Consider the following 13,656-nt stretch of genomic DNA (forward strand, 5'->3'; position numbering starts at 1 on the left):
ATTAGCGCTTTTATTAATGTTTATCTGAGATTTAAGCCCTATATTTGATCTATAAGAACAAGGATGACCCTATGGATTTTTCATTGACCGATGACCAAGTCGCCTTTCGCCAGACGGCTCGTCAGTTTGCGCAAAAAGAGCTAAAGCCAAATGCTGCTGAATGGGATCGTAACTCGCATTTCCCAATAGATATAATCAAAAAAATCTGGTGAGCTTGGCTTTTTGGGACTGTACACCAATCCAGAATATGATGGCTTGGGCCTACCAAGACTGGACTCAGCGATGGTATTCGAAGAGCTTGCATGGGGCGACACGGCTGTAGCAGCGTATATGAGTATTCATAATATGGCGGCATGGATGATTGGTGAATATGGTAGCGATACGCTATGCAAAAAAAATATCTACCCAATATGGTCAGCGGTGAGTGGCTTGGCAGCTATTGCCTAACAGAACCAAATGCAGGCTCTGATGCAGCTCCTTACGTACCAAAGCGGAGAAGCAAGGCGAGCATTACGTACTAAACGGTGAAAAAAACCTTCATTTCTGGCGCAGGCTCAACCGATGTATTGGTAGTAATGGCACGTACTGGTGATGCTGGGCCAAAAGGCGTATCAGCATTCGTCGTAGACGCCAATAGTGCTGGTATCGAATATGGCAAAAACGAGCATAAAATGGGCTGGAAAGCACAGCCAACACGCACGATTAGTTTTAAAGACGTTAAAGTCCCTGTAGAAAACCTGATAGGTGAGGAAGGCCAAGGCTTTCGTATCGCGATGAAAGGACTAGATGGTGGTCGTATTAATATCGGTATTTGTGCGGTAGGTACGGCACAAGCGGCGTTAGAGACCGCAACCAGTTATGTGCAAGAGCGCAGCCAGTTTGGTAGCCCGATTGCTAGCTTACAATCGGTACAGTTTAAACTTGCTGATATGTTGACCCAGACCATCGCCGCACGCCAAATGCTGTATCTAGCAGCTGATAAAGTTGACAACAACGATGGACAAGCGTCTACCTACTGCGCAATGGCAAAACGTCTGTCTACAGATCTTTGTTTCGATGTTGCTAATGAGGCCCTGCAGTTGCACGGCGGCTATGGTTATCTAAATGAGTATCCGCTCGAGCGCCATGTACGAGACTTACGTGTCCATCAAATTCTGGAAGGTACCAATGAGATCATGCGTGTGATTATTTCACGTCAAGTTCTACAAAATGAAGGGCTAAACCAGCTACGCTAATTTATCTCGTTTTACTGAAACAAGGATGTTTTATGACAGATTATACAAATCTACAGCTATCAATTGATGGCCATACCGCAACGTTGACGTTGAATAACCCACCGGCACATACGTGGACGATGGACAGTCTGCAAGCACTTAAGCAGCTCATCACAGATCTCAATGCCAACGACGATGTTTACGCATTAATCGTGCATGGAGATGGCGAAAAATTCTTCTCAGCTGGTGCAGATTTAAACAACTTCTCAGACGGCGATAAAGGCCGCGCAATAAGTATGGCGATTGCATTTGGTGAAGCATTTGAATCGCTATCTACCTATCGTGGCGTCAGTATCGCTGTCATCAATGGCTATGCGATGGGCGGCGGGCTAGAGTGTGCGCTCGCATGTGATATCCGTATCGCAGAAGTGCACGCCCAGATGGCACTGCCAGAGACGGGCGTGGGATTATTGCCATGTGCTGGCGGCACGCAAAATCTACCTATGTTAGTAGGAGAGGGTTGGGCTAAGCGCATGATACTGTGCGGTGAGCGGGTCGATGCAGATACGGCATTGCGTATCGGTCTGGTTGAAGAGGTCGCTGCAAAAGGTGAAGGTTTACCAGTCGCTCAGGCCTTGGCAAAAAAAGTCGCTAAGCAATCACCCGTCGCCGTCAGTTATTCCAAGAAACTTATTCAAGCGGCTAGAGACACCCCGCCTGCGCAGAACCTCATCCATGAGCGTGAAGCTTTCGTGAAGTTGTTTGATACCAACGATCAGCGCGAAGGGGTACAGGCCTTTTTAGAAAAACGCAAACCCAATTGGCAAAACAAATAAACAGCGGTCAAAACGCTTGAGCCATAACACTTATTCTTTAATTTTGTAGGTCACTTTTATGACAGCAGCGACGAATGATATTAACTCCCAAATTTCAGTCAATAATGCAGCACAAGAAGCGCCTGTACTGTTCAGTACTGAACCGACAGATTGCGGGCACTTGATTGGAGTCATGACACTTAACACCCCAAAATCACTTAATGCACTCAGCGTTGATATGTGTCAATTGCTCTCAGCGCAGTTAGAGCAATGGCAAGCCGATGATCAAGTGGTTGCGCTTGTATTAAAAGGTGCAGGGGATAAAGCGTTCTGTGCGGGCGGCGATATTCGTAAGCTCTATGACAGCATGTCTACCAGTGCACCAATGCCAAACCCGTATGCTACTGAATTTTTTTAGTCACGAGTACCGTCTCTATCGTCAAATGCACTTTTATCCGAAACCATTAATACTTTGGGGTGACGGTATCATCATGGGCGGCGGTATGGGACTGATGGCAGGATGTAGTCATCGTTTGGTCACTGAGCGTACGCGTTTTGCCATGCCTGAAGTCACAATTGGACTGTTCCCTGATGCATCTGGTAGTTGGTTTTTGCAGCGCATGCCTGCTAAGACGGGTTTGTTTTTAGGTCTAACTGGCGCGATGTGTAATGGCAGCGATGCGCTATTGGCCAATCTGGCAGAGTATGCCGTTGCCAGTCAGGATTATGATACCGTCATGCAGCGCCTCAGACAGAGCGACTGGCAGGCAGTCGATAACACGAGCAGTTCAAATAAGTGCCATGACAATAGTGCGCATAGTATTGTCAGCCGTGCGCTTGCTGAGTTGCCAGTAGCCGAACTGCCAGATAGTAAGCTTGCAACATATTGGCAACCTATTCAGCAACTGATGAATAGTGGTGGTCTGGCTGATATCGATGCGCTGCTACAAAGCGATACTGCGCTCGCACAGCTAAACCAAGACTTTGCAGAAGACAGCTGGACGCAGCGCGCAGTCGCCACTTATCGTCATGGCTGCCCAGTAACAGCCGCATTGACCTATGCGCTCTATTACAAAGTCGCTGACTTATCGATCGAACAAGTGCTGTATTTAGAGACCAATGTAGCTGTTCACTGTGCAGCTAATCCTGACTTCAAAGAAGGTGTGCGAGCACTATTAATTGATAAAGATAGAAGTCCTAAATGGTCGTGCTCAATGGCAGACTGTCTAAGTGTAGAAGGGCAGGCGTATATCGATAAACACTTTGTCAATCCTTATCTAAAAAGTGAGCATCCTTTAGACGATTGGTTAGGTAATGACGCCTTGGGTAGTCAGTATGTCCGCTAGCTGTTTAAAAGCAGTTTAAAAGCAGTTTATAAAGTAGGACATAAGTAAGATTCACTAATAAATACTGTTAAATAGTATGTAGCAATAGCTACATCATAAGTCATCAAGGAGTGATGAGATGGGTACAAAGGATACAAGTACGATGGATAATAATAACTCTAAACCAAATATTGCCTTTATTGGGCTTGGTAATATGGGTGCACCAATGGCAGAGAACTTATTAAAGGCAGGTTACGCGCTATCTGTGTTTGACTTGTCTGATGCAGCGACTAAGCGCTTGAAGCAAGCAGGGGCTAGTGTCTCAGAAAGTCCTAAAGACGCTGCAAGTAATGCTCAAGTCGTGATTAGTATGTTACCTGCAGGTCAGCATGTACATTCTGTATATTTAGGCGATAGTGGCTCTGATGGATTGCTCGCAGAGTTACCAAAAGGCACGCTTGTGATTGACAGTAGTACGATTGCGGCGGCTGATGCAAGGACAGTAGCAGAGGCGGCAAGTAAGCTTGGCATCGACTTCTTGGATGCGCCAGTCTCTGGTGGCACAGGTGGGGCAGTTGCTGGTAGTTTGACCTTTATCGTCGGTGGCGATGCTGCTGCTTTTGCTAAGGCTGAGCCAATACTTGCCGTGATGGGCAAAAACATCTTTCATGCGGGCGAGCACGGCGCAGGACAAGTGGCTAAAATCTGTAATAACATGCTATTAGGTATCTTGATGGCAGGCACGGCAGAAGCGATTAATCTAGGCGTCAAGAATGGTTTAGACCCGAAAGTGCTATCAGACATCATGCTGCAGAGCTCAGGGCGTAACTGGACACTAGAAGTTTATAACCCTTACCCGAAAGTCATGGAAAATGTGCCCTCTAGCAATGGCTATCAAGGCGGTTTTATGAGCAAATTGATGCAAAAAGATTTGAACCTTGCGATGCAGACTGCTCAAGACACTGAAGTAGAAACGCCAATGGGTGCTAAAGCAACAGAGTTATATGCCTCACATACTGTAGAGAATGGTGATAAAGATTTCTCTAGTATTATCGGACGTCATGATGTCTCATTATTGTCCTAAGCATAACTCTCTTGACTGCTTCTCTTTTGAATGTAACCTTCTTAGACATATCAATTTTTAGGAATACCAATTCTTAAAGATACTAATATTAAGAATTTTTCGTATCATTAGTAGGTGGCATTAATTAAGAGAATGCATTTGCTAAAAAGAAAAAGGTCTACGCTAAAATCATAGCGTAGACCTTTTTTATGGCTAATAGACTGTGTTAGCTTTGCAGATCGTAGACGAGCGTCTGAACGTCTTGCGCAGCTTTCTGTAGGCGTGGTACATGAGTCAGCAGATCGTCGAGTGATACTCGTATAGTTGGTGCATGCAAATAGAGAGAAGCCAGATAGCGTGACTTTTTGTCGAGTATAGGTACAGCCACTGCCACCATCTCAGAGATAAACTCCTCATTATCGATGCCGATACCAGTATCAGCGATACGATCAAGCTCGGCATTTAATGCATCGATATCAGTAATCGTATTCTTAGTGAACTTATCTAGTGGTAACCCTTGTAGTATTTTCATACGGCTAGTTGTAGATAGTTGGCTTAGATAGAGCTTGCCAGTCGCTGTACACCACATGGGTGATTTTGCTCCGACAGGAAGATAAATCTGTAGTGGTAAGGTCGTTTGAGCACGGTTGGTATAGATCATATTCATATGATAAGGAATACCAATGCCGCAAGTTTCTTTAAGCTCGTCAACCAGCTTTTGCAAAATCATCTGCCGTTCGTTAAAAAAATAACCGTTGCTGCCAGAGCTCAACGCTCAAATTGCGTACGCGCTTACCAGGGATAATACCGCCACCAATATCAACAGTCAAAAAACCATCATCAACCAAGTTTGAATCAATCTATGAATGGTCGGTTTAGGGATATCTAGCTCTTGTGAGAGCTCTAGTGGAGAAAGCGGTTTTGAAGCATAGGACACTGCTTCGATGATTTCTAGTACACGGGTAATCGACGATACTTTAGGCATATATATGGCTCAGTAGGAGTAAAGAAATAGAGCAGACAGCATCACAAAATTTTCATAAATAAGACAAATGGTGACAATACTGACGTTCTATAACAAATCTATTATAACAACTAATTTAGCATAATATCCGCTTGAGGCAAGCGTTAGTCGCGTTATATGAGATCATTTATATCGTTTTATTTGTTGGTGTAGATTTTCTTATATAAGTAACAATAGATACGTCAACTCACAAGGCATACTATTCTGTAAGGTTAAGCCATATAACTGTCATTGATTCAAAGTGCGTTCTAGATAATTATGTGGACATGTTTTGCAATACCCTTACATAAACATTAAGCAAGCGAAGTCTCATGTTTACGCTGTTTGGTTACTTTAAGGACGTTATGTAACATAAAAGCGAATTTTTACAGATTGGTGTAGCAATTATTACAGTACCTATGCAATCTTTACATAATGGCAAATAAAAACAGCATCAGTAGGGGTGACTTTTTAAGTCAGAATTGTTTTAATCACCTCAACAAAATGATGGTTTAAAAAAAGCACAATCATCGTTTTTTATGGGCGGGTTTATTTCACACTTTAGGAGAATAATTATGAAATTGATTAAATTGACGGCAATCTCTGCTGCTGTTCTAGCATCAACTGCTGCATTAGCTGCTGATCCAGTTATCGTTGTTGATGACAATGCTGCAGTTGCATATGAAGCTGAGCCAGTTGCTGTTGCTTATCAAGCAGAACCTGCTGCTTATGCATACGATGCTAACGCTGGTGTAGTAAGCAACACTACTGGCGCTGTTGTTGGTGGTACTAAAGGTTTCTTCAGTAAAGTAGTGAACCCAGCATCAGTTAGCGCTGAAGTTGGTACTTTAGGTTATGGTGCTAACATCGGTTGGTCACTTAACGAAAAAAACTGAATTGCAAGCTGGTTGGGCAGGTGGCGATGTAGCTGACCTTTTCGGCGGTGATTTCGATGCAGACGACGTAAACTATGATGTAGATGCTGACTTTAGCAACCCATACCTAGGTGTACAATTACGTCCTACTGGTAACTGGTTCACAGTTGGTGCTGGTATCATCGTTCCAGACAACGATATTGATGTACGTGCAAACGCTGAAGGACCAAACTTCAGAATCGACAACGTTGATTACAACGCTAGTGAAACTGGTACCCTACAAGGTACTATGGAGCATCGTAACAAACTAGCTCCTTACGCTACTATTGGTTTCCGTCCAAACATCACAAATAACTTCGGTCTATTTGGTGAAATTGGCGCAGCTTATATGGGTAAAACAGATGCTACCGTTACTTCAAGTAATGCAGATGCAGATGTAACAGCAACTACGGTAAATGGTACTACTACTGTTAAAGGTAGTGATGTAGCCAAAGCTGCTGAGCAAGAGCTAGAAGATAAAGATTGGTTAGAGTGGTTCCCAATTGTTAAAGTTGGTGCAACTTACCGTTTCTAAGCTAATCACAGTTTAAATACTGTCATTAGTAGAAAACAAAAAACGATCCTTTTTAGGGTCGTTTTTTATGTCTAAAATAAATTAGTGAAAATATTCTGAAATCAGGTTTGAATTTTGCTCAAAAGACCTTGATCAGAAAACGATGACAGTTTGCTGAGATTGTAACGCGGCAATGCGGTAAACAGATTGGCAGTTAGCATCCTCACTATCATTGGGTACAGAGGTAGAGTTAATCTCTTTATCATTCTCGATTAAGCTAGAAATAAGGTGAGAGTAATCCATACCCAAGCCTTGAGCTAATGTATATTGGTTCACTTTAATAAAGCTTTCTTTTATTTGCCATAACAGTTTGGCAGTGCGTTCACGCTGATCTGTAGATAGCTCCTGTAAAATAGCTAACTCGCTCTTTGAATAGAAACGTTTGACTACATGCCATGCAATATTATGGGTCTCTATATCGATACCAGCAGGACGCTGGCGACTGATAACGACAGCTATTTTGCTGTGTAAACGTGTAAAATTTGTCTGATTCGATTCTGTAGTTTGCTTTGAACTACTAGCTCCTGTATGGCTAAAGCATACGTAATACTGACTGTTGATGAGCCGATAGGGAAAGCTTGACTCATCCAAGGTGTCATCTATTTCTAACTTCTTAAGCAGCTCTTGCAATAGTTGCCTGACGCCTTGCCGCTGCTGCTGACGTTGTTTACGCGCTAGAGTAGGTACTGAGTGTTTAGGCACTGCTGTCGCCATCTGATATTGCCAATTTAGGCTATTAAACTTGATGATGTCTTCATACGACGTATTACATGATGACAACCATGAGGATGTATTGCACAAGCTTCCAGTGACTGAATGACTGATTGACTCGCTCACTTGGGCAGTCACACACCATGTCGTGGTGTCGAGCTGAGTGTACTGTATCTGGGTAAGGTTGGAAGTCGGCATATATTACTAGTCGTCAAAAATGATTATTATAGAATTGAGTATATAAAATTGTGTAAGTCTGAACGCTATGTATTTGATACATAGATAGTCATACAATAGCTATAGTTAAATAATTGATATCTAATTAACCTACTAAAAATCCAAAAAGCCCAGCAATATATTCTTGCTGGGCTTTAATTAAACTATCAAACTCTATAAATAACGCTAAATCACAATTTAGTAAGACAGCTCAGCACGACGGTTTTGTGCATACGCGTCTTCAGTGTTACCAGCTGCTGCAGGGCGCTCTTCACCATAGCTAATCACACGGATGTTGTTTGCAGTGACACCTTGAGCAGCTAGGTAGTTACGTGCAGCTTGTGCGCGTCGCTCACCTAGTGCCATGTTATATTCACGGCTACCACGCTCATCAGTATGACCTGCAATAACGACAGTAGCTGCTGGGTTTGAATTTAGCAGGCTTACGTGTTGATTAAGGACGCTCGCTGATTGAGCAGTAATTTCACTGCTATCAAAGGCAAAGTAGACCACTGCTTGTATATTCTCAGCGCCAGTGATGACAGCGTTTGAGTTATCAACGATAACCGCACCATTATAGCCAACTTGTCCACCTGGGATACCTAGCGGGGCAACCACAACTTCTGAAGTAGTGCGCTTGGTAGCACAACCAGTGGTCAGTGCAACAGCGCTTGATAGTACAGCAAGAACAGCGATCTTAGAAAAACTGATTGACATGACGAGCTCCTAAAATTTTAATTAAATTTGTTTTTTTTAAACTGCTTCCGATAAAAATTAGGCAATCTCTATCTATAATATACTAAATGTTAATTTATGTAAGTATTTTTACTGTAAATTACGATAGATAAAATTGAGTGTATTACCAGCGGTGCTTGCCCCAGTTTTCAGGGTTAGCCCAGTAATCAGCATTGAGCCAATTTGGTAGTTGTTTGTAGTCATATAGATTAAATTGCCAAAGCGTCGCAGTAACGGTTGACGAGGTAATAGATTGAATGTCATCAATATTTAGAGATGGTTCATTTAATATATCAAATGGCGTAAAGCCATAAGGTTTCAAATCTATCGAGCTGTCCAATGCGATAAGCAAGTGCGCGGCATACAGGTCGCGATAGCGCATGAGTAGCGGTACATAGTGTTGAGTCAGCTCTTCTGACAAAGTAGGTAGCCAAAAGCAAGCAAGCTCATAACGATCAGGTACATGCTGTTTGGCAAGATCTGATAGCGTTGATAAGTGTCGTGCGTTCAGCCTTGCTTCAGTGTTCTCATTAGTAGATGTAGTATCGTCAAGTTGTGCTTGTAGTGCTAATAAGTCGGCATGGTTATGTGTTACCCATAATGCTTCACTATTATCTTTCTTATGCTCAGGTGACAGTTCTGTCTGAGTCGTCAATGAGGGTAGTAGCGCGTCAACATACTCTATAAGCAAAGGTAGGGTAATGTCTGCGCGTTTCACCGTATTTTTTTGTCATATAATAGGCCGTTAGTTAAATGATTGGTCATCAGTACGACTATTAAATCATTTTCAACGACATTATCCAATTGATAACGTATGTTTCATATTTAAATCATCTTGAACCGACGATATCTTATTCTGCATACTTGAAATTTGGCGATTTAGGTCAATCTAGCTATAAGCTTAACAAGAAAACCAATTTAGTAATAAAAATTAGCTTAATCATTGCAAAGCTTTGTCTATGTGCTTAGTTTACTAAGTGCTTAGCTGGTGTAGTTAGCCTGAAGGCAAAGTCTTTATTTGCACTAGAGCCTTCTGCAAATAGCGAAATGATATTACTCATTATTATATTATTCACCCCTAGTAAAAATAACTTATAACCAAATCAACGATAATAATAGGACACCATATGTCTACTGCTGAAACTGATGCACAAATCATCAATCCTGAAATGCCAGATGTGCCGCCCCACGCGCCAAGCAAGATTAATCTAAAAGACTATACCAAACCAAGTTTTGATGTCGATACGGTACATTTAGATATTAAGCTGTTTGAAGACTACGCGCAGGTAGACAGTACGCTTGAGATGGTACGTCAAACGGCAGGGGATATCGTCTTATTTGGTGAGTCATTAGAGCTGCTAACGATTACGATGAACGGTAAGGCACTGACCACTGAGGATTATCAGCAGGAAGCGGGTAAGCTGACGATTCATAATGCTCCTGAGCGAGCTACTTTAGATATTCAAGTACGTATCTGTCCGCAGACCAATACGGCGCTTGAAGGCTTATATATGGCCGGAAGCGGTGACGACACGATGTTTGTGACTCAGTGCGAGCCAGAGGGTTTCCGTAAGATTACTTTTTATCCTGATCGCCCTGATGTGTTGGCGATATTTACCACGCGACTTGAAGCAGATAAGCGCTATCCGACGTTGTTGGCCAATGGTAACTTAGTCGAAGCAGGCGAAGTGGCCGATGCACCAGACCGCCATTATGCCATCTGGCACGATCCAACCAATAAGCCAAGCTATCTATTTGCCTGTGTGGTAGCCGATTTAGATGTATTGACAGATTCTTATACGACTAGCGAAGGTCGAGAAGTATTGCTTGAGTTGTATGCCAAGTCTGCTGATATCGATAAATGTGATGTCGGTATGCAAGCCCTAAAAGATGCGATGAAATGGGATGAGGTCAATTACGGGCGAGCTTACGATCTAGATCGCTATATGATTGTGGCGGTCAGCAATTCAATATGGGTGCAATGGAAAATAAGGGTTTGAATATTTTTAACACCGCTTGTGTGTTATCTAGCCCTGAAACAACCACCGATGCACGCAGTTTTAGCGTAAAAGCCATTATTGCTCATGAGTATTTTCATAACTGGACTGGTAACCGTATTACTTGCCGTGATTGGTTTCAGCTGTGCTTGAAAGAAGGCTTTACCGTTTACCGTGATCAGTCATTCTCAGCAGATCAACAGTCAAGTGCGGTACAGCGCATTGATGACGTAGCCACCCTACGTGCACATCAATTCAGCGAAGATGCAGGTCCATTAGCGCATCCAGTACGTCCAGAGAGCTTCGTTGAGATTAATAATTTTTATACAACGACTGTCTATGAGAAAGGCGCTGAAATTGTACGTATGATTGCCAATACGTTAGGGCCGGATGACTTCCGTAAAGGGACAGATGAGTATTTCCGTCGTTATGATGGACAAGCAGTAACGGTTGAGGACTTTTTATCAGCACTCAGTATCACTGATGATAAAATCGAGAATTTTATTGATTGGTATCGTCAACCTGGTACGCCAGTGGTATCAGGTTCTCAAACCTATGATAGCGCAGCACAGACGCTGACCATTACCTTGAATCAGCAGACACGCCATGTCAAAGGCTTTGATGCACCAAAACCATTGCCGATACCTGTAGCAACCGCCTTATTTGACAAAGACTCAGGCGCTATCGTCGCTGAACGTATGTTATTGCTTGACGAGGCGTCGCAAACGTTTGTGTTTGAGAATGTCGCGAGTGAGCCTGTTGTGTCATTACTACGTGACTTTAGCGCGCCAGTACAGCTCAATTATGACTATCAAGATGTAGACTTAGCGTTTTTGCTTAAGCATGAAACCAATGGGTTTAACCGCTGGCAAGTAACTCAAATGCTGGTAAATCGTATTTTGCTGCAAGGCCAAGGTACGAAGAGCAGCCCTGATGTATACCTAGAAGCATTAGCGCAGACACTGCCTGTCTTAGCAGCTGATGATGCGATGCTAGCGGCACGATTGCTTGATATTCCATCAGCGCAAGAGCTGGCTTCTGCTATTTCTAAAGACTACGATCCAGTGTTGGTTAAAGAGCAGCGCGATGGGCTATACAAGCAAGTTGCTGATAAGTTAAAAGATCAATGGGCTGAGCTGTACAATAACTTGCCAATGCAGTCTTATGAGGACAGCGCTGAAGCTCGAGGCATTCGTGCGCTGCGTAATGTCGTACTTGATATGGCATTGACGGCGAATGTAGATGGTGCAGCAGACTGGGCACAGCAGCAATATGATAATGCGAGCTGTATGACTGAGCGCTTTGGTGCATTGAAGGCCATGGTCAATCATCAATTGACAGGTGCAGATAAGTACTTAGCAGACTTCTATGAGCGTTTCCAAGCAAATGATTTGGTTATCGATCTGTGGTTCAGTGTCCAAGCTGCCGCTGACGATGTAACGCCTGATATGGTCAAGTCGCTACTGACACACACAGATTTTGATTGGAATACGCCTAACCGTGTCCGTTCAGTTGTCAGCGCTTTTAGCTCGCAACCGACGGTACTCTGGACGGCAGAAGGTCTAGAGATGTATACAGGCGTGATTCAGAAATTAGATGATGCCAATCCTGTATTAGCCTCACGCTTACTGCAAGTACTGGCCCGCTGGAATACGTTGGCTGAGCCTCGCCGTCAAATGGCGCACAAGCAGCTGATAGATTTACAAAAGAATGTCTCATCTAAGCATGTGCTCGAAAGCTTAGAGAGTGTGTTAGGTGCTGCAAATAATTAATTGAGAGCAGTGCAATATACATCGAAATGTAATATCAATTTTATGAAAATACTATATCCAGAATAAGGTTAGCTCTGACCAATTAACGAAACATGTATCGTTGCTGGTCATTGCTAATCAAATTTTAGAATAGAGTGTTTCTTATAGAATGTTCATAAATAAAAAGCCCCTTTCGCATTGATGCGAAAGGGGCTTTTTATTGCTTGCTCGACGATAAATTATCGTGAATAGCTATTAGCGATTTGGTAGCACATCTTTTACCATATCACGTAAGTCACGTAATGCTGTGACGGTGCTATCCCAATCTAGGCAGCCATCGGTGATCGATTTGCCGTACTCAAGCTGGCTTAGATCAGCAGTCAATTTTTGATTGCCGCCTTTTAAGTGGCTCTCAATCATCATACCGATAATTGATTTATTGCCATTTTGAATTTGTTCAGCAACGTTTTTGATAACCATCGGTTGTAGGTAAGGGTCTTTACCTGAGTTAGCATGACTTGAGTCAATCATAATCTTGCTATTGGTCTTGCCTTTTGCCAGCTCATTTTCAACTTGAGCTACCGCAGTTTCATCATAGTTAGGTTTACCGTTACCACCGCGAAGTACCACGTGCGCGTAAGGGTTACCTTTAGATTTGATGATAGAGACTTTACCATCTGATGATAGACCTAAGAAGCTATGACCTTCTTTAACCGCTTGCATGGCATTTACAGCAACCGTCATACCACCATCAGTACCGTTCTTAAAGCCAACTGGGCATGATAAACCAGAGCTCATTTCGCGATGCGTTTGGCTCTCAGTGGTACGTGCACCAATGGCTGACCAGCTGATTAGATCCTGGATGTACTGCGGTGTATTTGGATCAAGTGCTTCAGTCGCGCAAGGTAGACCTTTTTCATTCAAATCAAGTAGCAGTTTACGAGCCGTGCGCAAGCCTTTTTCTATATCAAAGCTGTCATTCATGTCAGGGTCGTTGATCATGCCTTTCCAACCAACCGTCGTACGAGGTTTTTCAAAATAAACACGCATGACCACAAATACACTGTCTTCGATTTCTTTTGCCAATACGGCTAAACGATCGGCATATTCGTGAGCGGCTTTGATATCGTGAATAGAGCAGGGGCCAATGACCACAAACAAACGCTTGTCTTTACCGTCCAAGATATCTTGAATAGTATTACGACCTTTTAGTACGGTGTTATACGCGTCGTCTGACAAAGGCAGCTCGGCTTTTAGCTCGGCGGGAGTAATCAAAGGAATAAATTTTTCAATATTCACGTCGTCAATATCTGCATTATGGGTAACTGATGTTGTCAT

At 43.1% G+C, this 13,656-nt stretch carries 6 protein-coding genes and 5 pseudogenes; 6 read left to right on the forward strand and 5 right to left on the reverse strand.

Translation table 11 applies throughout. The features are described 5' to 3' along the window. The first annotated feature begins 71 nt into the window (after positions 1 to 71). From TT11_RS17370 to mmsB, 4 genes and pseudogenes are all read left to right on the forward strand, one after another. Positions 72 to 1,235: pseudogene (locus tag TT11_RS17370) on the forward strand (acyl-CoA dehydrogenase family protein). A 32-nt stretch (positions 1,236 to 1,267) separates the two neighbouring features. Continuing rightward, a complete protein-coding gene (locus tag TT11_RS12520; RefSeq protein ID WP_261870695.1) occupies positions 1,268 to 2,050 on the forward strand; it encodes an enoyl-CoA hydratase in 783 nt (260 codons plus the stop codon). A gap of 58 nt (positions 2,051 to 2,108) precedes the next feature. Further along, positions 2,109 to 3,375: pseudogene (locus tag TT11_RS12525) on the forward strand (enoyl-CoA hydratase/isomerase family protein). Between the two features lie 118 nt (positions 3,376 to 3,493). Further along, positions 3,494 to 4,438 carry a 3-hydroxyisobutyrate dehydrogenase gene (gene mmsB / locus TT11_RS12530; protein WP_261870696.1) on the forward strand — a complete coding sequence of 315 codons (945 nt, stop codon included), beginning with the start codon at positions 3,494 to 3,496 and terminating at the stop codon, positions 4,436 to 4,438. Between the two features lie 205 nt (positions 4,439 to 4,643). Here mmsB and TT11_RS12535 read toward each other — a convergent pair. Next, a pseudogene (locus TT11_RS12535) lies at positions 4,644 to 5,402 on the reverse strand (IclR family transcriptional regulator). Between the two features lie 593 nt (positions 5,403 to 5,995). Between TT11_RS12535 and TT11_RS12540 the strand changes: the two are divergent. After that, positions 5,996 to 6,869 (forward strand): annotated as a pseudogene (locus tag TT11_RS12540) (hypothetical protein). Between the two features lie 132 nt (positions 6,870 to 7,001). Here the strand turns inward: TT11_RS12540 and TT11_RS12545 are convergent. The 3 genes from TT11_RS12545 to TT11_RS12555 form a co-directional block, all read right to left on the reverse strand. Next, positions 7,002 to 7,817, reverse strand: a complete 816-nt coding sequence (locus TT11_RS12545) for a 4'-phosphopantetheinyl transferase superfamily protein (protein WP_261870697.1) — start codon at positions 7,815 to 7,817, stop codon at positions 7,002 to 7,004. A gap of 216 nt (positions 7,818 to 8,033) precedes the next feature. Next, positions 8,034 to 8,552, reverse strand: a complete 519-nt coding sequence (gene pal / locus TT11_RS12550) for a peptidoglycan-associated lipoprotein Pal (RefSeq protein ID WP_261870698.1) — start codon at positions 8,550 to 8,552, stop codon at positions 8,034 to 8,036. A 142-nt stretch (positions 8,553 to 8,694) separates the two neighbouring features. Continuing rightward, positions 8,695 to 9,288, reverse strand: a complete 594-nt coding sequence (locus TT11_RS12555) for a DUF6231 family protein (RefSeq protein WP_261870699.1) — start codon at positions 9,286 to 9,288, stop codon at positions 8,695 to 8,697. Between the two features lie 451 nt (positions 9,289 to 9,739). On the opposite strand from TT11_RS12555, the pseudogene pepN reads away from it, so the two are divergent. Further along, positions 9,740 to 12,339 (forward strand): annotated as a pseudogene (gene pepN / locus TT11_RS12560) (aminopeptidase N). 234 nt (positions 12,340 to 12,573) lie between these two features. Here pepN and TT11_RS12565 read toward each other — a convergent pair. Then, positions 12,574 to 13,656 (reverse strand): 3-deoxy-7-phosphoheptulonate synthase, encoded by a 1,083-nt coding sequence (locus TT11_RS12565; protein ID WP_102078467.1) that lies wholly within the window; start codon positions 13,654 to 13,656, stop codon positions 12,574 to 12,576.

Source organism: Psychrobacter sp. JCM 18901 (assembly GCF_000586435.1).
In the GTDB taxonomy this organism is placed as follows: domain Bacteria; phylum Pseudomonadota; class Gammaproteobacteria; order Pseudomonadales; family Moraxellaceae; genus Psychrobacter.